Here is a 24,753-nt window from a genome sequence, read left to right on the forward strand (position 1 = left end):
GACGTGCCGTGCGGCGAATGAGCCACTGTCACGCTGTGGAGTTGTCTCTCGGTTGCCGTCGGCACCCGAGCGTTACAGTTTACCCCATGAGCGAGGTCACGATCACCGTCCGCGGCGAGAGCCACGCCCGAGTGCTGCCCGAGCGCGCCGTCGCGCACGTGACGGCATCCGCCGACGGACCCGAGCGCGCCGCCGTCGTCTCGCGGGTCGCCGGCCTCTCGGAGCCGGTCCGCACCCACCTCGCCACGCTCGCAACGGCGGGCACGATCGCGGACTGGGCGAGTCAGCGCATGTCGGTCTGGGCCGACCGGCCGTGGAACACCGAGGGCCGCCAGCTCGACCTCGTCCACCACGCGTCGGTGGAGCTGACCGCGACCTTCACCGACACGGTCGCCCTGTCGGACTGGCTCAATGCGATCGCCGGAACCGACGGGCTGCAGGTGGGAGCGGTCGAGTGGCAGCTCACGCCCGAGACGCGCGCGGGTGTCGCGCGCGACGTCGCCACGGACGCCGTCGCCGTCGCGGTCGAGCGGGCCTCCGCCTATGCCGCGGCGATCGGACGGCGAGAGGTCGTCCCGGTCGAGATCGCCGACCTGGGGCTGCTGAGCGCGGCATCCTCCCCCGGTCCCGCGCCGCGGGTGATGGCGAAGGTCGCCGGCATGGCCGAGTTCGATCGGACCGCCGCCGTCGAGTTCCGGCCCGACGAGATCGTCGTGTCGGCGGGAGTCGAGGCCCGCTTCATCGCACGCTAGGTGTACTTCCTCGGGAGGTTGTGAACGGGTGAGGTAGGCGAAGACCTCCGGGCAGGATGTGGGTTACCACACTCGCATCCTGACCACGGAGGTCTTCGTGTCTCACGCTAACGCGCCTTTGACGCCGGAAGGGCGTCGTCGTCTTGCTGTCCTCGTCGTGGATCGGGGCTGGTCGTTGCGGCGGGCAGCGGAACGGTTCCAGTGCTCGCCCGCGACGGCGAAACGGTGGGTCGACCGGTATCGGGCCGGGCTGCCGTTGACGGACCGCAGCTTCAGGCCGCAGACCTCGCCGAACCGGCTCCCGCGGAAGACGGAGCGGAGGATCGTGTCGTTGCGGTTCACCCCGCCGGTGGGGTCCGCACCGGATCGCGTATCACCTGGGCCTTGCCCGCTCGACGGTCGGCCGGGTGCTGGCCAGGTATGGGATGCCGAAGCTCGTGAACATCGATCAGGCCACCGGGCTGCCAGTCCGCAAGCCGACGCCGAAGCGGTACGAGGTCGCAAGACCGGGCCAGCTGATCCACGTCGACATCAAGAAGCAGGGCCGGATCCCTGATGGCGGCGGCTGGCGCGTCTTCGGCCGCGGATCGGCGCAGGACCGTGCCGCGGGATCCGTCCGTGACAAGGCCGCACGGTCAGGAGCGGCCGGCTCCCGCGGCTACCGGTATCTGCACCACGCCGTCGACGACAACTCGAGAGTCGCGTACTCGGAGATCCTCGACGACGAACGCAAGGAGACCGCGGCAGGGTTCTGGACCCGCGCGAACGCGTTCTTCGCGAGCCTCGGAGTCACGGTCACCGCCGTGATGACAGACAACGGCGCGTGCTACCGGTCACACGCGTTCGCGGACGCGCTCGGCGACGGTGTGAAGCACAAGTGGACAAAGCCGTATCGGCCGCAGACCAACGGGAAGGTCGAACGCTTCAACCGCACCCTCGCCGCCGAATGGGCCTACGCCAAGCCCTACGCCAGCGAAGCAGAGCGAGCCGCGGCCTACGAGACCTGGCTGCATCACTACAATCACCACAGACCCCACACCGGGATCGGAGGCCAGACCCCCTCAGCCCGCGTTCACAACGTCACGGGGAAGTACAGCTAGGTCTCGTCAGTTCGCGCCGCCTGCGGCGCACGGCATCCCTTCGACTCCACAGAACGACACCTCCTCCGCGTCCGGTCACGCTGTCGGCTGCGGGGATCGTGGGCTCTACTCGCCGCGGAGGTTGCGGCTGCGCATCGCCCGCTCGGCCTCGCGCTTGTCTTCGCGCTCGCGGATCGTCTGCCGCTTCTCGTACTCGCGCTTGCCCTTGGCGATCGCGATCTCGACCTTCGCACGCCCGTCGGAGAAGTAGAGCTTCAACGGAACCAACGTGTACCCGCCGGCGCTGACGGCGTGCGACAGCTTGACGATCTCCTCCTTGTGCAGCAGCAGTTTGCGGGTGCGCTTGGAGGCGTGATTGGTCCAGTGCCCCTGCGAGTACTCCGGGATGTGCACGGCATCGAGGTAGGCCTGGCCCCCGTCGATGTAGGCGTATCCGTCCGACAGGTTGGCCCGGCCCTGACGCAGCGACTTCACCTCGGTACCCGTGAGCACGAGGCCCGCTTCGTACGTCTTCTCGATGGTGTAGTCGTGGTGCGCGCGACGGTTGGTCGCGACGACCTTCTCCCCGCGTTCCCTGGGCATGGTTGATCCTCTGTGGTGGATGGCGTTGTTCCGCCGATGGACGACGGGATGCCGCGGACACGGCAGCCCGTCAGTCTATCTCACGCCCGCAGCCACCGGCGGATCGCGAAGCTCGCCGACAGCGCGGCGAGCACCAGGCCGATGACCACGATGACGGGGATGACGATCGCGGCATCCCCCATGTCGATCCAGTCGGTGATGAAGCTCACGCGACCCTTGAGGTACTGGCCGACACCGAAGTGCACGCCCACGACGATCGCGGCGCCCGCCATGAGCGAGCCGATGAACGCGGCGAAAACGCCCTCCAGGATGAACGGCGTCTGGATGAACCGGTTGGAGGCACCGACAAGTCGCATGATGCCGACCTCCCGTCTTCGCGCGTAGGCCGACAGCCGGATGGTGGTCGCGATGAGCAGGACAGCCGCGATGAGCATGAGCACGGCGATGCCCACGGCGATGTACGTCGCTATCGTCAGGGCGGAGAACAGAGGCTCGAGATACTGCAGCTGGTTCTTCACCTCTTCCACCCCGGCCATCCCGTTGAACGCCTCGGTGATGACGTCCGCCTTCTCGGGGTCGATCAGGCCGACGAAGTAGGTGTTGCCCAGCTGCGCAGGGGTCACATAGTCCTTGTACTCGTCGCCGTAGAGCTTCAGCAGGTTCTGGTAGGCCTCGTCGGAGGACTCGAACCGCACGTCGCGCACAACCCCGCTCAGCGCGGAGCTCGACAGTCGTTGCGAGACCTGATCGATCTGCTCCTGCGTCGCGGCGCCGTCGGCACACGTCGTGGCCGTGGAATCCTCGCGGCACATGATCACCGAGACCTGCGCACGCTCGGACCAGTAGTCGCGCATCTTGCCGATCTGCATCTGCATCAGCATCGCGGCACCGACGAACGTCAGCGACACGAACGTCACGAGCACGACGGAGATCACCATCGACGCGTTGCGGCGCAGTCCCGTGAGCGCCTCGCCGAGAATCAGCTGCATCCTCATGAGGTCGGTCCCACTTCGTCGTTCTCGTCGGCTTCGCGGCCGCGGCGGTCGGCGACCCCGAGTTTGCCGAGGTCGATGTCACCCACGCCCAGCTCGCCGAGGTCGACCTCGGGGGCGGCGATGGTGATCGGACGCGTGAGCGGCACCGGCTCCCCGCTCGCCGGAAGAGGCGCGGGACGCTGCATGGCCGGTCGCGGCGACGCGTCCGCCGCCCGGTCGGCAGGCGTCGTGGCTGCAGGCGCGGGAGCGGCCGGGCGTGTGAGGGGCGGGGTCGCCGCGGCATCCGGCGCCGTCGGAGGCGCGGGGACGGGCTCGACGGGAGCTTCCGCGATCTCGCGCTGCAGTTCGAGCACCGCGGTCAGGGCGGCCGTTGCTGCCGCGCCGCGTTCCGTCTGCGGTTGCAGCGAGGGCAGCGATGACGTGTCGCCGTAGCCGCCGTGGCGGTCGTCGCGCACCATCACACCGCCGCGCAGCTCGATGACGCGGCGCTTCATCTGATCGACGAAGCCGGCCTCGTGGGTGGCCATGACCACCGTCGTGCCACCGGCGTTGATGCGGGCGAGCAGCTGCATGATGTCGATGGAGGTCGCCGGGTCGAGGTTTCCGGTGGGCTCGTCGGCGAGCAGGATCTGCGGCCGGTTGACGATCGCCCGCGCGATCGCGACGCGCTGCTGCTCGCCACCCGACAGCTCGTGCGGCAGGCGCTTCTGCTTTCCGTCCAAGCCGACGAGAGCGAGCGCTTCGGGCACGGCCTGCTGGATGAACGCGCGGGATGCGCCGATGACCTGCAGCGTGAAGGCGACGTTCTGGAACACCGTCTTGTTGGGCAGCAGACGGAAGTCCTGGAAGACCGACCCGATGTGCCGACGGAAGTACGGAACCTTGCGTGTCGAGAGGCTCTTGAGGTCGCGACCGAGCACGACGACGCGGCCCTCGCTCGGGCCGTCCTCCCGCAGGATCAGGCGCAGACAGGAGGACTTTCCCGAGCCGGACGCGCCCACGAGGAAGACGAACTCCCCGCGCTGCACCTCGAAGTCGACGTCGCTCAGCGCCGGCTTGCTGGTCCCTCGGTATTTCTTGGTGACGTGCTCGAACCGGATCATGACTCGATGAGCCTACGTCGCCCCCCTGCGGATGCCGGGTGCGACACTCGCCGCGTGTCGACTGCACTCCCGACAGCGTGGCCGGGTGCGCATGCTCGATCGTCGGCATCGGCGAGAGCGCGCACGTCATCGTGCTGCACCCACGCGGCACGAGCCGAACCGGCGGCCTGTCACGCGGATGGTGGACGGATGCCGACGACGTCGTCGCTCCGCTCGACGCGCTTCACGTTCCCTCGGTCTCCGTGCTCGCTCATTCGGCCGGCACGCGGCTCGCGCTGGCGACCGCGACGCGCCACCCGGGCCGCGTCGCGTCCCTGGCGCTGATCACACCGCCGGCGACCTGGCTGTGCGGATCGCCATCCGACGCCGCGGCCATCGGCGCCGCCCGCACCGAGCCCGAGGTGGTTTCCGCGCTCGTCGCGCTGGGCGAGGACACCGCGACCACCGACGCCGACGTCGACGAGCAGTTCCAGCGACAGGCGCCGGCCAACTACGCGAAATGGACGGAGCGTGAGCGCGACCATGCCCGTGTCGGGCGGGTGTCTCTCGCGGCGGCATCCGCGTGGTTCCACGACATTCCAGCCGAGGCGGCCGAGCGCATCCGCTCGGCGCCTCTTCCAACGATGACGGTCATCGCCGGCGACGCCGACCTGCTCACCGGGGTGCAGCCCGTGGCCGACTATGCCGCAGCGATCGGGGCCGAACTCGTCTGGCTCGCCGCGTGCGGCCACTACCCCTGGGTGGAGCAGCCCGCCGCGTTCCGCGACGCGGTCACGACATGGCTGGGCCGCGACTGATCAGTCGTCGTCGTCCTTGCGCTTGCGCCAGCGGATGCCGGCGGCGATGAGGCCGTCGAGGTCGCCGTCGAAGACGACGGCGGGGTTGCCGACCTCGTAGCCGGTGCGGAGATCCTTGACGAGCTGCTGGCCGTAGAGGAAGTAGGAACGCATCTGGTCGCCCCAGCTGGCCGTGATGGTACCGGCGAGCTCCTTCTTCTTCGCGGCCTCCTCTTCGCGCTTGAGCAGCAGCAGACGCGTCTGGAGCACGCGCATGGCCGCAGCGCGGTTCTGGATCTGGCTCTTCTCGTTCTGCATCGAGACGACGAGGCCTGTCGGCAGGTGGGTGATGCGCACCGCGGAGTCGGTCGTGTTGACCGACTGACCGCCCGGGCCCGACGAGCGGAACACGTCGACGCGGATGTCGCTTTCGGGCACCTCGACCTCGACGGCCTCTTCGAGCGCGGGGATGACCTCGACCGCGGCGAACGACGTCTGGCGCTTGTCCGCGCCGCCGAACGGGCTGATGCGCGCCAGTCGATGCGTGCCGGCCTCGACCGACAGGGTGCCGTACGCGTAGGGCGCGTCCACCTCGAACGTGGCGGACTTGATGCCCGCTCCCTCCGCGTAGGAGGTGTCCATGACCTTGACGGAATACTTGTGCCGTTCCGCCCAACGCAGGTACATGCGCAGGAGCATCTCGGCGAAGTCGGTGGCGTCGTCGCCGCCGGCGCCGGAACGGATCGTGACGACCGCGGGGCGGTCGTCGTACTCGCCGTCCAGCAGCGTCTGCACCTCGAGCTGGCCGATGACGTCCTGCAGCGCGGCGATCTCGCGGCGCGCCTCGGCCGCGGTGTCTTCGTCGTCCATCTCGTGCGCCAGCTCGACGAGCACATCGAGGTCGTCGAGGCGCTGCTCGACGTCGGTGACGCGCTTGAGGTCGGCCTGACGATGGCTGAGTGCGCTCGTGACCTTCTGCGCCTTCTCGACGTCGTCCCAGAGGTCGGGGGCACCGGCTTCGTCGGACAGGCGCGCGATCTCCGCACGCAGTCCCTCGACGTCGACCACCGCCTGGATGTCGGAGAAGGTGGAACGCAGGGCCTGGATGTCGGCGGAAGGATCGAAATCAAGCATGACACTCCAGACTAACGTGGATCGGGTGAGCTCCCGCATGCCAGATCCCGCGTCCGCGCCGGGCGTGGGACCGATGCTCTGGCGCCTGGCCCCCATGATCTACGGTCCGACCGTGCTCTTCGCCCTCGGCGAGGGGGCCGTCGTTCCGCTCTTCCCGGTGATCGCGGCGCAGCTGGGCGCCGACGTTCCGACCGCAGCACTCGTGGCCTCGGCCCTCGTCGTCGGGCAGCTCTGCGGCAACATCCCGGCGGGCTGGGCCGTGAGCCGCATCGGCGAGCGGATGACGATGATCGTCGGCGGGGTGCTCGCACTCGGCGGCGTCGCCGGGATGCTGTTCGCACCGAGCCTGCCGGTGCTGGCGGCCGCGGTGTTCCTCATCGGATTCTGCGCGGCCGCGTTCGGTCTGGCACGGCATTCGTTCATGACGACGCGCGTGCCGGTCGCCTACCGGGCGCGGGCGCTGTCGCTGCTGGGCGGCACGTTCCGCCTCGGCATGTTCGTCGGGCCCTTCCTCGCCGCCGCCCTCATTGCGATCTTCGGCGATGAGCACTCGACGGTCTGGTTCTTCGGCGCGTGCCTGCTCGCCACGATCGCACTGCTCGTGTTCGGCGCCGACCCGGAGGATGCCGTACCGGTCCCCCGCGTCACGCGCTCGTCCGGCGACTCGAGGCTCGCTGAAGACACCGGTGAACCTGTCACCGGGTCGATCCCCGTGCCCGAACGCGTGGGCGTCTTCCGCACGATGTGGCGCTTCCGCGGCGTGCTGTCGCGGTTGGGGCTCGCGGCGGCATCCCTCTCGGCGGTGCGATCGGCGCGTCAGGTTGTGCTGCCGCTGTGGGGCGTGTCGATCGGGCTCGACGCGCAGACGATCGCGCTCGTCGTCGGCATCTCCGGCGCGATCGACTTCGCCCTCTTCTACGCGAGCGGCCAGGTGATGGACCGCTTCGGCCGCCTCTGGGCCGCGCTTCCCGCGATGGTGCTGATGGGGTCGGGTTTCCTCGCGCTCGCGTTCACGCACGACCTCTCGCAGGCGGCGATGTGGTTCGCCCTGTTCGCGGCGGTTCTGGGCGTGGGCAATGGTCTTTCCAGCGGCATCTTGCTCACGCTCGGCGCCGATGTCGCACCGCAGGACGACCCGGCGGCCTTCCTCGGGTCGTGGCGGACGCTGACGGATGCCGGGGGCGCGATCGCTCCCCTGCTCGTCTCTGCCGTCGCCGCGGTGGTCTCCCTCTCGGTCGCCACCGGCGTCATCGGCGTGATCGGCCTCGCGGGGGCGGCCGGGTTCATCCGCTGGGTGCCGAGGTTCGTGCCGCGCACGCGGTGAGTGCGCGCCGATCACGGCTGCGGCAGGATGACGGGATGAGCCCCTACACCCGCCCGTCGATCGCACCGCAGGTGTTCGTCGACGCCGACGGGCAGGTCATCGATTACGGAAGGTGCCGCGGGCCGTCAGGGTGCGCCCGCGCGAGCCGGACTGCGCTGGGCTGACGTTCGTGTTCACGGCTTTCCCGGGCCTGCTCCTGCACGCGGGCCTGCTGCACGACTTCCCCTATCCGCTGTGCGGATGCGACGCCTGCGACACGACATGGCAGCGCGAGGCCGACGAGCTGGAGGAGCACGTCTTCGCCGTCGTCAGCGGCAATTACCGCGAGAGCGTCGAACGACGCGACGGAGAAGCGGCGGTGTGGTACCAGGTGCGATACCCGAACGGCTCGTCGGGAGGCTTCTCGAACGCGATCACCGTTCCTGCGGAACGCCTTGCTGCGGCGAAGCCCGTTCTACGGCGGCTGTCATCCGGGTGGCGCGCGTGGCCTCGGCGGACAAGGACGGAGTAGCCCTTATCGCAGCGCCGTGCGGCTGGTCGCGGTGGCCTGCAGCGGCCACCCCTCCGGCACGAACAACGTCAGCACCGGCGGCCGCCAGGTCGTCGCGACGGTCACGCGCGCCGAGACACCATCGGGTGTGGATGCCGCGACCAGCTCGGCCGTCTGGGTGGCCGCGAGCAGCTCCTCGGCCTGATCGTAGACGCCGGCGTCCGTCAACCGTGCAGCCGGACCGGAGGCGTCGACGGTGAGAGTGAAGCCGTCTGCGCCGGCGAGTGCCGCCGCGTCCGCTGCGGCATCCAGGCGCTTCTGCGTGAGGTAGAGACTCGTCGCGTCGACACAGACGAGCACCAGCACGACCGCGATGACGAAATAGCCGAGTGCCAGGATCAGCACGCTGCCGTCGTCGTCATCGTGACGTCGCGACACGAACGCCCTCACGGCTCGACCCAATAGCGGGAGACCTTCTGCACCCCGGTCGCGGTGACCGGCACGCGCGCCGCCTGGTCGAGACCGAGCACCGGCGGGACGAGCGGCAACGGCACCTCTGCCGTCACCGTGACCGAGAGCATCGCGCCGGCCGCGGGGCACGGCCCGGGCGTGGCGCACTGCACCTGAACGTCGAGAGTCGAGCGGTCGATGCCGTATTCGGCGACGATGGCATCGACGACCCGCTGAGTGCGGGCATCGGCTGTCGCTCGGTCGGATGACGAGGCGATCGTGCGGGCGAGTTGCCGTGCAGCTGTTTCGGCTCCCAGCGCCTGGGATTGGATGCTGCCGAGCGCGACGATGAGGTAGACGATGGGCACGAGCAGGATGAGCCCGACGGTGATGAACTCCAGGGATGCCGAGCCGCTGTCGTCTCCGAGCGTCGCGCCCCGAATCGCCCGCGGTGGGTCAGTCGAAAGTCTCACGCGGGGCACGGGCGCTCACCTCCATCCCGGAGGGCACTCCGAGCAGTCCCACCAGCGGGAGCGTCGCCACCACGCGGACCTCCACCTCGGGTCCGCGCGCCGTGTCGGTGTCCGACGCGCTCACCCGCGCGCCGATGCCTTCACCCACAGCCGTCGCGATCAGTTGGGCCGTGCGCGCGGCGCCAGCGTCGGCATCCGTGTCGGCGAGAGCGCCGAAGTAGGCGCCTTCCACCGCCGCGTCGTGGACGACGTTGCGGATGTACACGGCGAGCGCCAGCTGCAGCACGCCGAGGGTCAAGAGAGTCAGAAGCGTTCCGACGAGCACGAACTCGACGGTGCTCGAGCCGCGCTGATCGTGGCGGAGGCTCTCCACGCCGGCTCCCGGAATCAGAGACCGGAGACGCGGCTCAGCGCCTGCTCGAACAGCGCAGCCAACGCGGGGCCGGCGAGAGTCCAGATCGCGACGACGAGTCCGGCCGTCATCAATGTGACGAGCACCCAGCCCGGAACGTCACCCGTCTCATCGTCGACGAACTCGCGCAGTGCGGATCGGTGTGAACTGTCCATGCGTCGAGTCTGATCGGATGAGATTTCGCACGCGGGAGTTATCCACAGCAGCGGGAACGAGACGCGAGGTATCGCGCTACGCGACGACGACTGGCGCGGCTCAGCCTGTCAGCCGACACCGAGGCGCAGCATGACGATGCCGGGGAAGATCGCGAAGAGAACCGACAGGGGCAGAATCAAGAACACGAGCGGCAGAAGCATCAAGATCTCCTTGCGCCCGGCCAGCTCCAGCAGCCCCCGCTTGGCGTCCTCTCGCGCGTCGACGGCCTGCTCCTGCAGAACATGCGCGAGGGGCGCTCCACGGTCCATCGCCGCCACCAGATGCTCGATTGCTCGCGCGAGTGCCGGCACGTCGAGGTTCCTCGACACCGAGAGCAGCGCATCCGGCAGGCTCGAGCCGGTGCCGCTCGCCAGCACGGCCGCGCGGAGCTCACCGGTCAGAACGCCGGAGCTGACCTCGCCCACGCGACGCAGCGCGTCACGCAAACCTTCCCCGGCAGCCAGGCACAGCGAAAGGAACTCCAGCACGGTCGGAAGCTCCTCCTCGACGCGCGCGATCCGCTGGCGCGCCGCTCTCGTCAGGCGGTAGTCGCAGCCGAGAACTCCGGCCGCGGCGAACAGCGGAGGCAGCACGGCGAGCGTCGGCCCGCCACGCCCGAGAAGGGTCAGTGCGACGACGAGAAGTCCACCCGCTCCGAGCCCACCCACAGCCCATCCGAGCTGCCTGGCACGAAAGGTCACGACCTCCTGACGCCACCCCGCCTGACGCAGGCGACGCGCGACACTTCCTCCTCCTCCGAGTGCCACCCAGGAGGAGGCCAGGCGGTCCCGCAGAAGCCGCCACGACGACGTCACCGCCGCGGGCGGGAGCGGAGTGATGCCGAGCGGATCGGCGATGTCGCGCAGATACGGCGCGACGCGACGCGAGAGCGAGACCGCCGCCCACCGCGGAAGCCGGCCGATGGCCAGCACAAGCCCCGCTCCCAGCGCGATACCGAGGACGACGGCGGATGCGGCGAGGCTGACGATGCTCACGCGAACCACCGCCGCGGTTCCGGCAAGCGACCGATGCGAATGGTGAGGCGGTACGCGCCGACTGAGACGACCGCACCGACGAGGATCACCGCGACGCCGGCAGGGCTCGCGTACGCGCTGGCACCCTCGGGGCGAAGTGCCAGCAGGCCGAGAACGATCCACGGCGCCACGACCCCGACGATCGCCGCTCCGCGCACCCAGGACTGTCTCGCCTCGACTTCGGCGCGAAGGGTGGCGTCGGCACGCACGGATGCCGAGAGCGCGCGGAGCACGGCGGTCAGCTCGGTTCCGCCGACCTGCCGCGCCATCCGGAGAGTCTCGATGATGCGGTCGGCCACCGGATCGGCGAGGGCTGCCTTGAGGCGCAGGGCGCTGGAGTCGAAGTGTCCGGACGCCGCCATGTCGAAGTGGAAGCGCTCGAACGCAGCTCGCAGCGGAGGCGGACCACTCGTCGCGAGAGCCGCCACGGCATCCGGAAGCGACACACCCGCACGGGCGGAGGAGATCAAGAGGTCGCACACGTCGGACCACAACGCGCGGCGCGACCTCCGAAGCCGCCGCGCACGCCCGCGGAGCCAGGCGAACGGCGCTGCCGCCCCGGCCAGCGCCGCGACCACCGCCACCGCGCCGAGTCCGGTCACCAGCCAGCTGATGGCGCAGAACAGTGCGCAGAGGACGACGGCGATCAACACCGGACGCATGGTGGAGGCGTGTGCGAAGCCGGCCTCATCGAGCATCCGCGACACACGTCCGTCTCGGCGCGGTGCCTCGCGGCGCTCGTTCGCCGGCCACAGCCAGGGCGACAAGACGAGGAGGATGCCGGCCGCAAGCGCCGCGCCCCAGACGACCGTCATGAGCGGCCCCGTCGGTAGACCACGCGGGTGTCGATGACGCCCTCATGAATGCGTCCGGTCGTCTCGATCACTTCCTCGATGAACCGTTCGCCGCTCGGCCCGCGACGGCAGTGCACGACAAGGTGGACGCCGGTCGCAATTGCAGGCTGGACGAAGGCGGCGTCGATGTTCCGTCCGGCCAGCAACGGCAGAGTGGCGAGCCGCGATAGCGCATCGTCGGCGCTGTTGGCATGGATCGTCGCCGCGCCGGGAACGCCGGTGTGCAGGGCGAGGAGGAGATCGAGCGCCTCCGCGTCACGGACCTCCCCGACGATCAGGCGATCGGGGCGCATGCGCAGCGCCTCCTTCACGAGGCGACGCAGACTGACCGCGCCCGTCCCCTCCAGACTCGGCTGGCGCCCCTGCAGAGCGACGACGTCGGGGGCGGTGACGGCGAGCTCGAAGGTCTCCTCAACCGTGATGATCCTCTGCTCTGGTCGGCAGGCGCCGATGAGGGCCGCCAGCATCGTCGTCTTGCCCGCGTGCGTGGCTCCGGACACCAGGACGTTTCGCCCCTCCACCATGGCGTCGCGCAGCATGTCAGCGACGTGCGCGGGCAGCGATCCTGCGCCGACGAGGTCGTCCAGGCTCCGCCGCGCGGGCAGGAACTTGCGGATGTTGACGGCGAGGTGTGAGCGCGTGATGTCGGGGATGACGACGTGAAGTCGACTTCCGTCCGGAAGAGACGCGTCCACGAACGGTTGGCTGAGATCGACCCGCCGCCCGGTGGCGTGCAGCATCTTCTCGACGAGATCGCGTACCGCTTCATCGCTGATGCTCATCAGAACGCGTTCGCTGCGCCCCGCGCGCGCCGCGAAGACCGCGCCAGGACCATTGATCCAGATCTCCTCGACCTCGGGGTCGTCCAGCAGCGCCTGCAACGGGCCATAGCCCGTCACCCGGGCGAGCACGTCGCGGACAGCGGCGGCCTCGTCGTCGACGAACTCGAGACCCCGAGCGAGGGCGTAGTCGTTGTGACGGCGCACCTCCGACACGGCCACCTGATGGACGCGATCAGGATGCCGGAGCGGGTCGGACTCGTCCTCACGAAGTCGGTCCCGCACCCGTTCGGCGATGGCCTGGACGACGGCCATTGACGCGCGCGCTGACGCGAGCGGCGCGTCAGGCGTGTACGTGGTGGGGCTCACCCCGGCATCCTGGCATCGCGCCTCAGCAGCGGCAGCGATTATCCACAGCCCATCCATCCCATGTGGTCCGACCACTCTTCGTAGACTCACACCGTGCTCACGATTCCCGAGACTCTGCAGGTGCAGGCCGACGCCGCGGTCCACAAGTCCGAGGGAGTGCGCTCCCCCGGCCGCTTCGCCGTCTCCGGCATGCTCGCCGGTGCGTATATCGGCATCGGCGTCGTGCTGATGGTCGCGACCGCCGGGCCGCTCCTGGCCGCCGGAGACGGGCTCGCGAAGCTCGTGTCGGGACTCGTCTTCGGCGTCGCCCTCACGCTCGTCGTCTTCGCCGGCGCCGACCTGCTCACGAGCGCGATGATGATCCTCCCCCAGGGGGCGCTCATGGGCGCGGTGGGCTGGTGGCGTGCGATCGGCACAATGCTCGCGACCTTCGTCGCCAACCTCGTCGGTGCCCTCATCTTCGCCGGGCTGATCGTGGCCTCGGGCGTGCTGCACGCCAACGCTCCCGCCGGCAAGATGCTCGCCGACATGCTCGCCGCCAAGGCGGAAGAAGCACCGCTGCAGCTGTTCGTCCGCGGCATCCTCTGCAACGTCCTCGTGTGCCTCGCGATCTGGATGTGCGCGCGCGTGCGCTCCGACGTGGCCAAGATCCTGCTGATCTTCGCCGCGATCCTCGCCTTCATCAGCTCGGGCTTCGAGCACGTCGTGGCGAACATGACCACCTACGGTATCGGCCTGTTCAGCGGCGACCCCCACTTCACGTGGGGCCTGTTCGCGAACAACATGCTGTGGGTGGGGCTCGGCAACCTCGTCGGCGGCGGCATCGTCGTCGGACTCGGCTACTGGATCGTGGGCGGTCGCCCCCGCGTGGCGGCCCTCACTGCCACCCACGCCCCCGAAACGGCCGACGCCGCCGGATAGACTGACTCCCGCGCGGAAGTGGTGAAATCGGCAGACACGCAGGATTTAGGTTCCTGTGCCTTCGGGCGTGTGGGTTCAAGTCCCACCTTCCGCACAGAAGCATGGACGGAGGGGCGCACCGACGCCCGATCAGAGCGCGGTGTAGCCGTAAAGGTCGCTTTGGCGTTCATTGATCCAGATCGGCTCGCCGCCCTCCGGTCGCGGGATCAGAAGCGTCCGCCCATACGACTCGTCCACGACGTGCGCGTCCACTCCCTCCGCGCGCACCCGCGCGGCCAGCTCGTCCACATCACCCTCGTACTCGAACGACACCTGCGCCGCAGGCACATCGCCGTCGTGCACGGCCGCAAGCCCGGCATCCGCCACGAGCTGCACCCACCGGCCGCTGTCGCTGCGCACCTCGGCGCGCAGTCCCAGACGCTCCAGCACGGATGCTGCGGCATCCACATGCGCACTCACCCAGAGGCCGAGCGCGCGCAAGCCCTGCGTTCCGCGCCGCTCCCCCGGGGCGAGCTCGAGCACCACGAGCTCGAGCTCGCCGGCGATCGCGACGCCCGATGCACCGTTGTCCGCGACGAAGCGCCGGGCCGGATCACCGAAGGCGTTGGCCGCGGCATCCAGGTCGTCGGACTCGAAGCCCAACGCGGCGAGGCCGTCCAGCGGGTCACCCGGCTCCACGCGGTGCAGCGCGACGCGCCCGTCTCCCGCCGCGTAGACCGACCAGTCCGCCTCCTCCACGAGAGCGACCAGCCCCAGCGCCGCGAACAGGCGCCGGTATCCGGCAACGTCGGAGGTGTACTGCACGGGACGACTGACGATCATGAGAGATCTCCCTTCTGACGGGTCGAGGATGGAGTGTCGAGAGAGGCCTGCAGCACCCGCTCGACGAAGCTGCTGAGACTCAGCCCTTCATCGATTGCCCGGTGTTTGACCTGCGTGATGAGCGCACGCGGGAGATAGACGTTGAACTGCGCCTTGTCGGCGCGACCGGCGATGGGGTCGAGGGGCATGACAGCATGCTAGCAATCTAGCTGGGACCGCTCAACGATTCGCGCCTGGATTGATCAGCCGATTCACCGCAATCACTCGGGAACCGCCCCGGTAGACTGACCGCGACCGCTCACCTCTCGGAGCGGGCCCCTCCACCGCCGATCTACCGACGGGAACTCTGTGCACGCTCTCGCCCTCATCCCCTGGCTCGATCCTGCGGCCATCATCCAGAACGCGGGCCCGTGGGCCCTGCTGGTGGTCTGCTTCATCGTCTTCGCCGAGACGGGTCTCCTCGTCGGCTTCCTGCTGCCGGGCGACACCCTGCTCGTCATCTCGGGCCTGCTGTCGCACGCCACCGCGACCACGCCGCACGGCATCTTCGGCATCAGCGTGTGGTGGGTGGCATTGCTCATCGGCCTCGCGGCCTTCATCGGCGGTGAGGTCGGGTACTTCATCGGGCACAAGGGCGGACCCGCCGTCTTCGAGCGCAAGGAATCCGGCTTGTTCAGCCGCAAGAACGTGGAGCGCACCAACGCGTTCTTCGAGCGGTACGGCGGCCTGACCGTCATCCTCGCCCGCTTCGTGCCGATCGTCCGCACCTTCGCCCCGGTGGCCGCCGGCGTCGGTCACATGCCGTGGCGCAAGTACTCGCTGTACAACCTGATCGGCGCCATCCTCTGGGGCTTCGGCCTGACGATGTTCGGGTACCTGATCGGCTTCATCCCGCCGGTGGCCACCTTCGTCGAGCACTACATCGACCTGATCCTTCTCGCGGCTGTTGGCGGCACCGCACTGGTGACCGTCTGGCACTACTTCTCCGAGCGCCGCAAGGTGAAGAACGAGCAGCAGTCCGGTACGCCGGCCGAGACGGTCGAGCCCCTCGAAGACGGCACTCCCGCGGCCTGACTCAGGATGCTTTGGTGGCCCTGCCCTTCTTGGGCGGGGCCACCTCGTCGTTGCCGGCACGCGCCGCGCGACTGCGCTCGACGCTGGCCTTCAGCGCCGCCATCAGGTCGATGACCTCACCCCCGGCATCCCTCTCGCCCTTCTCGCCGAAGGTCTCGGACGTGTCGAGGGCATCGCCCTTCTCCAGCTTGGCGTCGATGAGGGTGCGCAGCTCCTGCTGGTACTCGTCGACGAACTGGTCGGGATCGAAGTCGGCCGAGAAGCTCTCCACGAGGGATGCCGACAGCTCCAGTTCCTTGTCGGAGATCTTCACCGGCTCGTCGAGAGCGGCAAAGGTCGCCTCGCGTACTTCGTCGGCCCACAGCAGCGTCTGCAGGACGAGCACATCGCCGCGCACGCGCAGGGCGGCCAGTCTCGTCTTCTGCCGCAGTGAGAAACGCACGACGGCCGTCCGATCGGTGCGTTCCAGGGTCTTGCGCAGCAGCACGTACGCCTTGGGCGACGACGAGTCGGGCTCGAGATAGTACGGCCGGTCGAGCGTCAGCAGATCGATCTGGTCGCTGGGGACGAACTCGACCACCTCGATCTCGCGGCTGCGCTCCGACGGCAGTGCGGCGAGGTCCTCCGCCGTGAGCACCACGGTGCGCTCGCCATCGTCGTATGCCTTGTCGATGTCGGCGTAGGGCACGACCTCGCCGTCGAGCTCGCAGATGCGCTGATACCGGATACGCCCGCCGTCGGCCGCGTGCACCTGGTGCAGCGGCACGTCGTGGTCCTCGATCGCCGAGTACACCTTCACCGGCACGTTGACGAGGCCGAACGTCAACGCGCCCTTCCAGATCGCTCTCATGGGGCCATCCAACCGGCTCGCGGCGGCCGACGCCAGGGGCTGGACGCTAGCCTGGCGCCATGGCACAGTCAGCGCAGGTGGTCGACGTCGGCGGGCGTCGCCTGCGTCTGACCAACCTCGACAAGGTGCTCTATCCTGCCACCGGCACCACCAAGGCCGAGGTGATCGACTACTACTCGCGCATCGCTCCCGTGATGCTGCCGCACCTGGCCGGCAGGCCGGTGACGCGGCTGCGCTGGCCGGAGGGCACGGGCGAGGCGCCCTTCTTCGCGAAAGACCTCGAAGCCGGCGCGCCCGATTGGATGCCGCGACACCCGATCGACCATTCCGGCGGAGCGAAGGACTACCCTCTGGTCGCCGACGTCGCCGGACTCGTCTACCTCGCGCAGGTCGCGAGCCTCGAACTCCACACGCCGCAGTGGCGCTTCGACCACGGCGGGCGCGGATACCCCGACCGCCTCGTGCTCGACCTCGACCCGGGCCCCGGCGTCGGGCTCGCCGAATGCGCGGAGGTGGCACGACGGGCCCGCGGCATCCTGTCGGACATGGGCATGGAGCCGTCGCCGGTGACGAGCGGATCCAAGGGTATTCACCTGTATGCCTCGCTGGACACGACGCGATCCAGCGACGAGATCTCGGCGTTCGCCCGCGAACTGGCACGCGCCCTGGAAGCGGACGATCCCGATCTCGTCGTCAGCGCGATGAGCAAGGCCGCCCGTCCCGGCAAGGTGTTCGTCGACTGGTCGCAGAACAACGCGGCGAAGACCACCATCGCCCCGTATTCGCTCCGCGGGCGCGCCCAACCGACCGTCGCGGCTCCGCGCACCTGGGCCGAGCTCGACGACCCCGAGTTGCACCATCTCGTCCTGGACGAGGTGCTCGCGCGCGTCGCGGTCGACGGCGACCTGCTCGCCCCCCTCGCCCCCGCCGCCCCCGATCCGCTCGCCGAGTACGTGGCCAAGCGCACCCCCTCCGCAACGCCCGAGCCCTTCCCGCCGAGCCGCCATTCTTCCGTCGAGCCGCCACGTTCTGACGCGCCGAATCATGGCGGCTCGGCGCGAACATGGCGGTTCGTGATTCAGGAGCACCACGCGTCGCGGCTGCATTGGGACCTCAGGCTCGAGCGCGACGGCGTGCTCGTGAGCTGGGCGGTGCCTCGCGGCATCCCCGATTCTCCCGACCGCAACCACCTGGCGGTGATGACCGAACCGCACCCGATCGAGTACCTGACGTTCGCCGGCGAGATTCCCGCCGGCGAGTACGGGGCGGGTGCCATGACCGTGTGGGATTCCGGCACCTTCACCGTGGAGAAATGGCGGGATGACGAGGTCATCGCGACCCTCACCGGTCGTCCCGGCGGACCGCTCGGACGCGTGCGCCTCGCCCTGATCCGCACGTCGGGCGCCGGCGAGAAGTCGCAGTGGCTGCTGCACCGCACGAAGCCGGCGGGGAAGGATGCGGCGACGGGCGCCGTGGCCGCTGCCCGCGCCGGTCAGCGCATGCCGTCTCGCTCGTCTCGCGACAGCGCGGCGCCGATGCTCGCCGTGTCGTCGACACCCGCGCTGGCCACCTCCGCGGCCCGACGCTGGGGCGGCCTCCCGTGGGTCGAGTTCAAGTGGGACGGCATCCGGGCCGTCGCGACATGGGATGGCGAGCGGATGCGGCTGCGTGCACGCAGCGGCGTCGACATCACCGAGCGCTATCCCGAGCTCACCGCCGCAGACCTCGGGCTCGGCGCGCTGCCCGCCGTGTTCGACGGCGAGATCGTCGCGCTCGATGCCGCCGGGCACCCGAGCTTCACGCGACTGCAGTCGCGGATGCATCTCACCGGCGCCCGCGACATCGCCCGCGAAGCCACCGCCACGCCCGTGCACTACTTCGTCTTCGACCTGCTGCGCATCGGCGACGACGACATCGCAGAGCGACCCCTCCGCGAAAGACGAGAACTGCTCGAGTCGGTGACGGCAGACGCCGCATCGCCGCTCGTCGTGCCGCCCGTCACCGATGACATCGCCGACGCGTTGACGGCTGCCGCCGACCTGCGGTTGGAAGGTGTCGTCGTGAAGGATCCGCAGTCGCCATATCGACGCGGCATCCGCTCCGAACGATGGCTCAAGGTCAAGCTGACGGCTACGCAGGAGGTCGTGATCGGCGGCATTCGTCCCGGAAAGGGCGAACGACGCGGCGGCATCGGATCGTTGCTGCTCGGCATCCCGGATGCCGGAGGCCTGCGCTATGTCGGCCGCGTGGGCTCGGGGTTCACCGACCGCGAGCTCGCCCGCCTGGAGAGCCGGCTGCAGCCGCTGCGCACCGACGCCAACCCCTTCGTGGGTGTCCCTGCGGCCGACGCCGCGGACGCTCTCTGGCTACACCCGGAGCTGGTCGGCGAGGTCGAGTTCGCGGAGTTCACTCCGAACGGCACACTCCGTCACGCCCGGTGGCGAGGGCTCCGCACCGACAAGCAGCCGATGGACGTTCGCCGCGAGGAGTAGCCCTCACGCCGGCGCACTAGTCGGCGCAGGCGGGTCCGCGGCGAAGACCCCCACGGCGGTGCCGTCCCACTCAAACTGAAGCACCGTGCCGACGGGGAAGGCTGCCGTCAGTTCTTCCGAGCTGCCGCGGTCGACGTGGACGGACACCGCCGGGTGAAAGGGGCTCGCGCTGCACGCGCTGTTGCCGATCTGGGAGCCTGCGACGTCCGGCACGTCTTGGAGCACGGTGACGCACTCCCCCTCGAACCCGCGGTTCTCGCCGGAGGACACGACGATGAGCAGACCAGCGAAGCTGTAGGTGGTACCCCGGTCGCCGTTGCGCGCCCACGGCAGCACCATCGACACGTCCGCCGTCGGCTGGTCCAGGCTCGCGACCTGACGGGCACCGGTGACCGCCGACACCGGTCGCAGCGACGCCAGTGCGAACACGAGCGCGCCCACGACGATCGCGACGACCACGATCGACGCAGCCCACCCGATGAGCAGCGCACGGCCGATCGGCGGAGGGGTCGGCGACGAGCGATAGTGCTGCCCGGGCCCGTGCGGCTCAGCAACGCCGACAGCGGCCGCGTCCCCGGCGGGCGCAGGCGTCTCCGGCACGGCACTCTCCGGTCGCGGCACCGGCGGTCCGAACAGGCGCTCGGCCTCCGCCATCCGTGCCGACTGCCCGGCGGCAAAACCGCGGCCCTGGCGCTGCTCGAGTTCGCGAAGCCGCGCGAGCGCCGGCGGGTCGTCGGCGATGTCGGGGGTCGGCCCGTACGCGCGTCGGCGCAGCGTCGCGAACTCCTCGCGTGTGGCGGCATCCATGCTCTGCATCGTGACATATCGTCGACGCGATGCGTCGCTGGCAGCCGTTGCGCGTGTCAGACGTGCGCCTCGTGCTCCCGATGACCGGCGGGCTCGAACTGGAAGGTCGAGTGCTCCACGTCGAAGTGTCGGGACAGGCACCCCTGCAGGCGGGACAGCAGCGCGCCCGTTCCCGCCGATCCCCCGGCAAGCAGATCGTCGCTGACGACGACGTGCGCGGTGAAGACCGGAGCGCCACGGGTGAGCTGCCACACGTGCACGTCGTGCACGTCGACGACGCCGTCCTCGCCGAGGATGTGATCGCGGATCTCCGCGACCTCGGTCCCCCGCGGCGCGCGCTCGCCCAGCACCGAGAACACCTCGCGCAGCAGTCCGATCGCGCGTGGCAGGATCATCACCGCGATGAGCAGCGACGCCAGCGCGTCGGCCGGCATCCATCCCGTCGTCCAGATGACGACGGCGGCGACGATCACCAGCGCCGAGCCGATGAGATCTCCGAGCACCTCGATGTACGCGCCGCGCACGTTGATGCTGCGGCGCTGCGCGGCGCTGAGAAGGTACATCGACACGGCGTTGGCGACGAGGCCGACGGCGGCGATGAGCAGCATCAGCGCTCCGGCCACCTCGACCTCCGACGGAGCGAGCAGTCGCTGCACCGCCTCGACGGCGATCCACACCATCAGCGCGATCAGGATCACCGCGTTGACCAGCGCGCCGAACACCTCGGCGCGCTGGTAGCCGTAGGTGTTGCGGTCGTTCGCAGGACGCGCGGCCACGGTCGAGGCGATCAGTGCGACCACGAGTGCGGACGAGTCCGTGAACATGTGCGCCGCGTCGGCCAGCAAAGCGAGCGACCCGGTCAGGAGGGCGCCGACGACCTGCACCAGCATGACGGTTGCGGTGAGACAGAGCGAGATCGTGAGCAGGCGGCGATTGCTCGCGCCACGGATGCCGGTCGGTGCGTGATCGTGCATAGGAACGAGGCTAGGCCGCGCTCAGCCTTCACGCGGCAGCTTTCGCCTAGTCGGGAATGAAAGCGGTTATCGCTCCAGCGTGCTCAGCAGCGGAGCCAGCGCGACGAAGGCGCGAGCCCGGTGCGATGCGGCGTTCTTCTCCGCCGGCGACAGGTCAGCGGCCGATCGCCCGCCCTGGTCGTCGGGCAGGAAGATCGGGTCGTAGCCGAACCCGCCCGTACCCGACGGAGCGGTCGCGAGTCTTCCCGGCCAGACGCCTTCCACCGTTTCCTCACGGAAGACACCGCCTGGCCCCGGAACGACCAGAGCGATGGTCGAGACGAACTGAGCGGTGCGATGCGGGTCGGCGATGTCGGAGAGCTGATCGAGCAACAGCTCCCGGTTGGCCCGCGCGTCCTTGCGGTGCCCGGCCCAGTACGCGGAGAACACACCGGGGGCACCGCCGAGCACGTCCACGCACACGCCGGAGTCGTCCGCGAGCGCCGGCAACCCGGTGTGCGCCGCGGCGGCTCGCGCCTTGATGAGGGCGTTCGCCGCGAAGGTCACGCCGTCCTCGACGGGCTCGGGGCCGTCATAACCGATCACCTCGAGGTCGGGGCGCACGCGCGCGACGATCGCACCGAACTCCTCCACCTTGTGCGGATTGTGGGTCGCCAGCACGATGCGGCGGACGCCGTCGCCCGCCGCGGAGGAGTTCGCAACACCGATCACGACGCGAGCACCTCGATCTGCGCGTCGCGCAGATCGGCGCAACCCGCCACGCCCAGTTCGAGCAGAGCATCGAGTTCGCGCTTGTCGAAGGGCGCACCTTCCGCCGTCCCCTGCACCTCGACGAACAGGCCGTGCCCGGTGACCACGACGTTCATGTCCGTCTCGGCGCGCACGTCTTCGACGTAGGCGAGGTCGAGCATGGGCTCGCCGTCGATGATGCCCACCGACACCGCCGCGACCGAGTCGAGCAGCACCTTGGCGTTCTTGCCGACCAGCCCCTTGGCCCGCCCCCACTCGATCGCGTCGGCGAGGGCGACGTAGGCGCCCGTGATGGCGGCGGTGCGGGTGCCGCCATCGGCCTGCAGCACGTCGCAGTCGATGACGATCGTGTTCTCGCCCAGCGCCTTGGTGTCGACGACGGCGCGCAGCGCGCGCCCGATCAGGCGCGAGATCTCGTGGGTGCGTCCGCCGATCTTGCCCTTGACGGCTTCCCGGTCGTTGCGTGAGTTCGTCGCACGCGGCAGCATCGCGTACTCCGCGGTCACCCACCCCTTGCCCTTGCCGGTGAGCCATCGCGGCACACCGCCGGTGAAGGATGCCGTGCACAGCACCTTCGTGCCGCCGAAGGAGATCAGCGCCGAGCCTTCGGCGTGCGCGGACCAGCCGCGTTCGATGGTGACGGGACGCAGCTGATCGGGGGTGCGGCCGTCGGCGCGGGTGGTGGAATCAGTCATGGGGTCCCCTTCCAGGGGTGCGGGAGGTCGATGGCGCCGGTCTGCACCAGGCGCACGCTGGACACGCCGCGGCCCATCAGCCGATCGGCGAGACGGATGAAGTCGTCGGCGGAGTCGCCGGTCGCTTCGTAGACATGGGTGGCCACGGCATCCGGCCCGGCCAGCAGGTCACGCGAGACGAGCTGGCGGTAGACGTCCTTGGCGGTCTCGGTGTCGCTCGAGACGAGCGAGACGTCCGGCCCCATCACGTAGCTGATGGCGCCCTCCAGGAAGGGGTAGTGCGTGCAGCCGAGCACCAGGGTGTCCACTCCGGCGTGGCGCAGCGGCGCGAGGTACTCCTCGGCGACGGTGAGCACTTCCGCTGACCCGGTCACACCCGCCTCGACGAACTCGACGAACCGCGGGCACGCCTGTGTGAACACCGACAGATCCTCGTTGACGCCGAGCATGTCCTGGTAGACGCCCGAGCCGATCGTGCCGACCGTGCCGATGACGCCCACACGGCGGTTGCGCGTGGTGGAGATCGCCGTCCGCACCGCCGGCCCGATCACCTCGACGACGGGCACGTCGTAGCGCTCCCGCGCGTCGCGCAGCACCGCCGCGGATGCCGTGTTGCAGGCGATCACCAGCATCTTCACGCCCTGATCCAGGAGGGTGTCGAGCACCTCGAGGCTGTAGCGGCGGACATCCGCGATCGGCTTGGGGCCGTAGGGCGAATGCGCGGTGTCGCCGATGTACAGCACCGACTCGCGCGGCAGCAACTGCGAGACCGCGCGCGCCACCGTGAGTCCACCCACACCGGAGTCGAAGATCCCGATCGGTGCGTCATTCACGGTTCTCCACCCTACCCGCCGCTGCACTGACGGCGACGTCACCAGCGCCGTCGCTAGAGTGACGGCATGACCCGCGCCGAGGCCCCGTCGTCCGCCCTCCTCACCGATCGCTACGAGCTGACCATGATCGATGCGGCCCTGCGGGACGGGACAGCGGCCCGCCGCTGCGTGTTCGAGCTGTTCGGACGGCGCCTGCCGGGAGCGCGCCGCTTCGGCGTGGTCGCCGGCACCGGACGGCTGTTGCAGGAGTTGCGGGCGTTCCGGTTCGGGGACGACGAGCTGCGCTACCTCCGCGACAACCGCGTCGTCGGAGCCGAGACCCTGCGCTATCTGGAGAACTACCGTTTCACCGGGAGCATCCGCGGCTACCGCGAAGGCGAGCTGTACTTTCCGGGATCGCCGGTACTCACCGTCGAGGGCTCCTTCGCCGAAGCGGTCGTGCTCGAGACGCTGGCCCTCAGCATCCTCAACCACGACTCCGCGGTGGCCAACGCCGCCGCACGCATGAGCATCGCCGCCGGGGACCGTCCCCTCGCCGAGATGGGCTCCCGCCGCGCCGGAGAGCGTTCCGCCGTCGCGGCCGCGCGCGCCGCTTACATCGCCGGGTTCGGTGCGACGAGCAACCTGCAGGCAGGGCGGGAGTGGGGCATCCCGACGATGGGAACCGCCGCCCACGCGTGGACTCTGCTGCACGACAGCGAAGAGGACGCCTTCCGCAGCCAGATCGCGGCACACGGCACCGACACGACGCTGCTCATCGACACCTACGACATCCGCCGCGGCGTCGAGACCGCGATTCGCGTCGCCGGCACGGGCCTGGGCGGGGTGCGCATCGACTCCGGCGACCTGCCCACCGTCGCCGCGGAGGTGCGCGCGCAGCTGGACGAGCTCGGCGCGACCGGAACGCGCATCACGGTGACGAGCGACCTCGACGAGTTCGCCCTCGCAGCGCTCGCGGCATCCCCTGTCGATGCTTACGGCGTCGGGACGTCGGTGGTGACCGGTTCCGGCGCGCCGACGGCAGGGATGGTCTACAAACTCGTCGCTCGGCAGGATGCCGCGGGTGGTTGGGTCGCAGTGGCCAAGACCTCGACCGACAAGGGGTCCAAGGGCGGCCGCAAGGCCGCGTTCCGCACCCTGTCCCGCGGTACCGCGACGAGCGAGCTCATCGCCGTCTCCGACGGGTTCGAGCAGATGCAGACGACCGCGGATCATCCCGAGGCGCGCGCCCTGCAGGTGGCGCTCGTCGAAGCCGGTGAGCCCGACCCCGCATTCGAGGGGGCCGAGGGCGTCGCTCGCGCGAGGGAGCATCACGCGCTCGTTCGCGAAGAGCTTCCCGTCACAGGGCTCGCACTGAGCCGGTCCGACCCGGCTTTGCCCACGGTCTACATCGACGCGTGAGCGGGACGGGTCAGCTCATGAGCGACTCGTAGATCTCCTTGCACGTGGGGCACACCGGAAACTTCTCCGGGTCGCGACCGGGAGTCCACTTCTTGCCGCACAGCGCGCGTACCGGCTTGCCCGTGAGCGCGGACTCGAGGATCTTGTCCTTCTTCACGTAGTGCGAGAACCGCTCGTGGTCGCCGGGCTCGATGTTCTCCTCGCGCAGAAGCTCTTCGAGCTCGCGATCAAGGGTGGCGACGCCGCCGTCACCGGGTGCGTCGGGGCTGTCGAGGGGGCTCATGGTGACCGATTCTATCGGCGGTAGGGCGC

General features: G+C 69.6%; 29 protein-coding genes, 1 tRNA gene and 1 pseudogene. 11 read left to right on the top strand and 20 right to left on the bottom strand.

The window, feature by feature from the left end; all coding sequences use genetic code 11:
• Positions 1-86 precede the first annotated feature (86 nt).
• Together JOE53_RS07500 and JOE53_RS07505 are read left to right on the top strand one after the other, a co-directional pair.
• A complete protein-coding gene (locus JOE53_RS07500; RefSeq protein ID WP_204947308.1) occupies positions 87-752 on the top strand; it encodes an SIMPL domain-containing protein in 666 nt (221 codons plus the stop codon).
• Between the two features lie 97 nt (positions 753-849).
• Positions 850-1,852: pseudogene (locus JOE53_RS07505) on the top strand (IS481 family transposase).
• Between the two features lie 105 nt (positions 1,853-1,957).
• Here JOE53_RS07505 and smpB read toward each other — a convergent pair.
• The 3 genes from smpB to ftsE all read right to left on the bottom strand — a co-directional run bounded on the left by smpB (position 1,958) and on the right by ftsE (position 4,532).
• Positions 1,958-2,434: an SsrA-binding protein SmpB gene (smpB, locus tag JOE53_RS07510; protein WP_036288708.1), complete on the bottom strand. Its 477-nt coding sequence runs from the start codon at positions 2,432-2,434 to the stop codon at positions 1,958-1,960.
• Between the two features lie 80 nt (positions 2,435-2,514).
• Positions 2,515-3,429 carry a permease-like cell division protein FtsX gene (ftsX, locus tag JOE53_RS07515; protein ID WP_036288711.1) on the bottom strand — a complete coding sequence of 305 codons (915 nt, stop codon included), beginning with the start codon at positions 3,427-3,429 and terminating at the stop codon, positions 2,515-2,517.
• Positions 3,426-4,532: a cell division ATP-binding protein FtsE gene (gene ftsE / locus JOE53_RS07520; protein WP_036288714.1), complete on the bottom strand. Its 1,107-nt coding sequence runs from the start codon at positions 4,530-4,532 to the stop codon at positions 3,426-3,428. The genes ftsX and ftsE overlap by 4 nt, the downstream gene beginning before the upstream one ends.
• A 38-nt stretch (positions 4,533-4,570) precedes the next feature.
• Here ftsE and JOE53_RS07525 point away from each other — a divergent pair, with 38 nt between their 5' ends.
• Positions 4,571-5,329 carry an alpha/beta fold hydrolase gene (locus JOE53_RS07525; protein WP_325168491.1) on the top strand — a complete coding sequence of 253 codons (759 nt, stop codon included), beginning with the start codon at positions 4,571-4,573 and terminating at the stop codon, positions 5,327-5,329.
• On the opposite strand, the gene prfB is transcribed toward JOE53_RS07525, so the two are convergent.
• Positions 5,330-6,442, bottom strand: coding sequence for a peptide chain release factor 2 (prfB, locus tag JOE53_RS07530; protein WP_036288717.1), 1,113 nt, complete (start codon positions 6,440-6,442; stop codon positions 5,330-5,332). It abuts the gene before it with no gap.
• Positions 6,443-6,515: 73 nt separating this feature from the next.
• On the opposite strand from prfB, the gene JOE53_RS07535 reads away from it, so the two are divergent.
• The 3 genes from JOE53_RS07535 to JOE53_RS07540 are packed head-to-tail and all read left to right on the top strand — an operon-like array spanning position 6,516 to position 8,277.
• Complete coding sequence (locus JOE53_RS07535) at positions 6,516-7,766, top strand: MFS transporter (RefSeq protein WP_081768019.1); 1,251 nt, start codon at positions 6,516-6,518, stop codon at positions 7,764-7,766.
• A 35-nt stretch (positions 7,767-7,801) separates the two neighbouring features.
• Positions 7,802-7,930 carry a hypothetical protein gene (locus JOE53_RS14975; protein WP_267911558.1) on the top strand — a complete coding sequence of 43 codons (129 nt, stop codon included), beginning with the start codon at positions 7,802-7,804 and terminating at the stop codon, positions 7,928-7,930.
• Positions 7,897-8,277, top strand: a complete 381-nt coding sequence (locus JOE53_RS07540) for a DUF6226 family protein (protein ID WP_271171016.1) — start codon at positions 7,897-7,899, stop codon at positions 8,275-8,277. Before JOE53_RS14975 ends, JOE53_RS07540 begins: the two co-directional genes overlap by 34 nt.
• A gap of 3 nt (positions 8,278-8,280) precedes the next feature.
• Here JOE53_RS07540 and JOE53_RS07545 read toward each other — a convergent pair whose 3' ends face one another.
• The 7 genes from JOE53_RS07545 to JOE53_RS07575 form a co-directional block, all read right to left on the bottom strand.
• The gene (locus JOE53_RS07545; RefSeq protein WP_204947309.1) at positions 8,281-8,706 is read right to left on the bottom strand and encodes a pilus assembly protein TadG-related protein; all 426 of its coding nucleotides are present in this window, start codon (positions 8,704-8,706) and stop codon (positions 8,281-8,283) included.
• Complete coding sequence (locus JOE53_RS07550; RefSeq protein ID WP_309297565.1) at positions 8,703-9,179, bottom strand: TadE family protein; 477 nt, start codon at positions 9,177-9,179, stop codon at positions 8,703-8,705. The genes JOE53_RS07545 and JOE53_RS07550 overlap by 4 nt, the downstream gene beginning before the upstream one ends.
• Positions 9,163-9,552 (bottom strand): TadE/TadG family type IV pilus assembly protein, encoded by a 390-nt coding sequence (locus JOE53_RS07555; RefSeq protein WP_204947311.1) that lies wholly within the window; start codon positions 9,550-9,552, stop codon positions 9,163-9,165. Before JOE53_RS07555 ends, JOE53_RS07550 begins: the two co-directional genes overlap by 17 nt.
• Positions 9,553-9,566: 14 nt before the next feature.
• Positions 9,567-9,746, bottom strand: coding sequence for a hypothetical protein (locus JOE53_RS07560; protein WP_005055077.1), 180 nt, complete (start codon positions 9,744-9,746; stop codon positions 9,567-9,569).
• Between the two features lie 108 nt (positions 9,747-9,854).
• The gene (locus tag JOE53_RS07565; protein WP_204947312.1) at positions 9,855-10,781 is read right to left on the bottom strand and encodes a type II secretion system F family protein; all 927 of its coding nucleotides are present in this window, start codon (positions 10,779-10,781) and stop codon (positions 9,855-9,857) included.
• Positions 10,778-11,635, bottom strand: a complete 858-nt coding sequence (locus JOE53_RS07570) for a type II secretion system F family protein (RefSeq protein WP_204947313.1) — start codon at positions 11,633-11,635, stop codon at positions 10,778-10,780. The genes JOE53_RS07565 and JOE53_RS07570 overlap by 4 nt, the downstream gene beginning before the upstream one ends.
• The gene (locus JOE53_RS07575) at positions 11,632-12,822 is read right to left on the bottom strand and encodes a CpaF family protein (RefSeq protein ID WP_204947314.1); all 1,191 of its coding nucleotides are present in this window, start codon (positions 12,820-12,822) and stop codon (positions 11,632-11,634) included. The genes JOE53_RS07570 and JOE53_RS07575 overlap by 4 nt, the downstream gene beginning before the upstream one ends.
• Before the next feature lie 93 nt (positions 12,823-12,915).
• Between JOE53_RS07575 and JOE53_RS07580 the strand changes: the two genes are divergently transcribed.
• The gene (locus JOE53_RS07580) at positions 12,916-13,743 is read left to right on the top strand and encodes a formate/nitrite transporter family protein (RefSeq protein ID WP_204947315.1); all 828 of its coding nucleotides are present in this window, start codon (positions 12,916-12,918) and stop codon (positions 13,741-13,743) included.
• Positions 13,744-13,755: 12 nt separating this feature from the next.
• Positions 13,756-13,837: transfer RNA gene (locus JOE53_RS07585), tRNA-Leu, on the top strand.
• A 35-nt stretch (positions 13,838-13,872) separates the two neighbouring features.
• Here JOE53_RS07585 and JOE53_RS07590 read toward each other — a convergent pair.
• Both JOE53_RS07590 and JOE53_RS07595 read right to left on the bottom strand, forming a co-directional pair.
• The gene (locus JOE53_RS07590; RefSeq protein ID WP_204947316.1) at positions 13,873-14,565 is read right to left on the bottom strand and encodes a hypothetical protein; all 693 of its coding nucleotides are present in this window, start codon (positions 14,563-14,565) and stop codon (positions 13,873-13,875) included.
• On the bottom strand, positions 14,562-14,753 hold the full coding sequence (locus tag JOE53_RS07595; RefSeq protein WP_204947317.1) for an Arc family DNA-binding protein: 192 nt from the start codon (positions 14,751-14,753) through the stop codon (positions 14,562-14,564). Before JOE53_RS07595 ends, JOE53_RS07590 begins: the two co-directional genes overlap by 4 nt.
• A 160-nt stretch (positions 14,754-14,913) precedes the next feature.
• On the opposite strand from JOE53_RS07595, the gene JOE53_RS07600 reads away from it, so the two are divergent.
• The gene (locus JOE53_RS07600; RefSeq protein ID WP_204947318.1) at positions 14,914-15,639 is read left to right on the top strand and encodes a DedA family protein; all 726 of its coding nucleotides are present in this window, start codon (positions 14,914-14,916) and stop codon (positions 15,637-15,639) included.
• Between the two features lies 1 nt (position 15,640).
• On the opposite strand, the gene ku is transcribed toward JOE53_RS07600, so the two are convergent.
• Positions 15,641-16,489 (bottom strand): non-homologous end joining protein Ku, encoded by an 849-nt coding sequence (gene ku / locus JOE53_RS07605; protein WP_204947319.1) that lies wholly within the window; start codon positions 16,487-16,489, stop codon positions 15,641-15,643.
• Between the two features lie 59 nt (positions 16,490-16,548).
• Here ku and JOE53_RS07610 point away from each other — a divergent pair, with 59 nt between their 5' ends.
• On the top strand, positions 16,549-18,981 hold the full coding sequence (locus JOE53_RS07610) for an ATP-dependent DNA ligase (RefSeq protein ID WP_204947320.1): 2,433 nt from the start codon (positions 16,549-16,551) through the stop codon (positions 18,979-18,981).
• Between the two features lie 3 nt (positions 18,982-18,984).
• On the opposite strand, the gene JOE53_RS07615 is transcribed toward JOE53_RS07610, so the two are convergent.
• From JOE53_RS07615 to murI, 5 genes are all read right to left on the bottom strand, one after another.
• Entirely contained in the window at positions 18,985-19,788 is an 804-nt protein-coding gene (locus JOE53_RS07615) for a spermidine/putrescine ABC transporter permease (RefSeq protein WP_233449509.1), read from the bottom strand.
• 56 nt (positions 19,789-19,844) lie between these two features.
• Positions 19,845-20,762 (bottom strand): cation diffusion facilitator family transporter, encoded by a 918-nt coding sequence (locus JOE53_RS07620; RefSeq protein ID WP_204947322.1) that lies wholly within the window; start codon positions 20,760-20,762, stop codon positions 19,845-19,847.
• A 66-nt stretch (positions 20,763-20,828) separates the two neighbouring features.
• Positions 20,829-21,473 (bottom strand): RdgB/HAM1 family non-canonical purine NTP pyrophosphatase, encoded by a 645-nt coding sequence (gene rdgB, locus JOE53_RS07625; RefSeq protein ID WP_051498810.1) that lies wholly within the window; start codon positions 21,471-21,473, stop codon positions 20,829-20,831.
• Positions 21,470-22,207, bottom strand: a complete 738-nt coding sequence (gene rph, locus JOE53_RS07630) for a ribonuclease PH (protein ID WP_036288445.1) — start codon at positions 22,205-22,207, stop codon at positions 21,470-21,472. The genes rdgB and rph overlap by 4 nt, the downstream gene beginning before the upstream one ends.
• Positions 22,204-23,040, bottom strand: a complete 837-nt coding sequence (gene murI, locus JOE53_RS07635; RefSeq protein WP_036288448.1) for a glutamate racemase — start codon at positions 23,038-23,040, stop codon at positions 22,204-22,206. The genes rph and murI overlap by 4 nt, the downstream gene beginning before the upstream one ends.
• A 66-nt stretch (positions 23,041-23,106) precedes the next feature.
• Between murI and JOE53_RS07640 the strand changes: the two genes are divergently transcribed.
• Complete coding sequence (locus JOE53_RS07640; RefSeq protein ID WP_036288451.1) at positions 23,107-24,441, top strand: nicotinate phosphoribosyltransferase; 1,335 nt, start codon at positions 23,107-23,109, stop codon at positions 24,439-24,441.
• A gap of 10 nt (positions 24,442-24,451) precedes the next feature.
• Here JOE53_RS07640 and JOE53_RS07645 read toward each other — a convergent pair whose 3' ends face one another.
• The gene (locus JOE53_RS07645; protein ID WP_005055043.1) at positions 24,452-24,724 is read right to left on the bottom strand and encodes a DUF3039 domain-containing protein; all 273 of its coding nucleotides are present in this window, start codon (positions 24,722-24,724) and stop codon (positions 24,452-24,454) included.
• Positions 24,725-24,753 lie beyond the last annotated feature (29 nt).

The organism is Microbacterium laevaniformans (assembly GCF_016907555.1).
Taxonomy (GTDB): Bacteria; Actinomycetota; Actinomycetes; order Actinomycetales; family Microbacteriaceae; genus Microbacterium; species Microbacterium laevaniformans.

Excerpts from the sequence above, each read along its gene's own strand:
- JOE53_RS07500 (WP_204947308.1), top strand. The coding sequence starts at position 87 with ATGAGCGAGGTCACGATCACCGTCCGCGGCGAGAGCCACGCCCGAGTG.
- smpB (WP_036288708.1), bottom strand. The coding sequence starts at position 2,434 with ATGCCCAGGGAACGCGGGGAGAAGGTCGTCGCGACCAACCGTCGCGCG.
- ftsX (WP_036288711.1), bottom strand. The coding sequence starts at position 3,429 with ATGAGGATGCAGCTGATTCTCGGCGAGGCGCTCACGGGACTGCGCCGC.
- ftsE (WP_036288714.1), bottom strand. The coding sequence starts at position 4,532 with ATGATCCGGTTCGAGCACGTCACCAAGAAATACCGAGGGACCAGCAAG.
- prfB (WP_036288717.1), bottom strand. The coding sequence starts at position 6,442 with ATGCTTGATTTCGATCCTTCCGCCGACATCCAGGCCCTGCGTTCCACC.
- JOE53_RS07535 (WP_081768019.1), top strand. The coding sequence starts at position 6,516 with ATGCTCTGGCGCCTGGCCCCCATGATCTACGGTCCGACCGTGCTCTTC.
- JOE53_RS14975 (WP_267911558.1), top strand. The coding sequence starts at position 7,802 with ATGAGCCCCTACACCCGCCCGTCGATCGCACCGCAGGTGTTCGTCGAC.
- JOE53_RS07560 (WP_005055077.1), bottom strand. The coding sequence starts at position 9,746 with ATGGACAGTTCACACCGATCCGCACTGCGCGAGTTCGTCGACGATGAG.
- JOE53_RS07570 (WP_204947313.1), bottom strand. The coding sequence starts at position 11,635 with ATGACGGTCGTCTGGGGCGCGGCGCTTGCGGCCGGCATCCTCCTCGTC.
- JOE53_RS07590 (WP_204947316.1), bottom strand. The coding sequence starts at position 14,565 with ATGATCGTCAGTCGTCCCGTGCAGTACACCTCCGACGTTGCCGGATAC.
- JOE53_RS07595 (WP_204947317.1), bottom strand. The coding sequence starts at position 14,753 with ATGCCCCTCGACCCCATCGCCGGTCGCGCCGACAAGGCGCAGTTCAAC.
- ku (WP_204947319.1), bottom strand. The coding sequence starts at position 16,489 with ATGAGAGCGATCTGGAAGGGCGCGTTGACGTTCGGCCTCGTCAACGTG.
- JOE53_RS07610 (WP_204947320.1), top strand. The coding sequence starts at position 16,549 with ATGGCACAGTCAGCGCAGGTGGTCGACGTCGGCGGGCGTCGCCTGCGT.
- JOE53_RS07615 (WP_233449509.1), bottom strand. The coding sequence starts at position 19,788 with ATGGATGCCGCCACACGCGAGGAGTTCGCGACGCTGCGCCGACGCGCG.
- JOE53_RS07620 (WP_204947322.1), bottom strand. The coding sequence starts at position 20,762 with ATGCACGATCACGCACCGACCGGCATCCGTGGCGCGAGCAATCGCCGC.
- rph (WP_036288445.1), bottom strand. The coding sequence starts at position 22,207 with ATGACTGATTCCACCACCCGCGCCGACGGCCGCACCCCCGATCAGCTG.
- JOE53_RS07640 (WP_036288451.1), top strand. The coding sequence starts at position 23,107 with ATGACCCGCGCCGAGGCCCCGTCGTCCGCCCTCCTCACCGATCGCTAC.
- JOE53_RS07645 (WP_005055043.1), bottom strand. The coding sequence starts at position 24,724 with ATGAGCCCCCTCGACAGCCCCGACGCACCCGGTGACGGCGGCGTCGCC.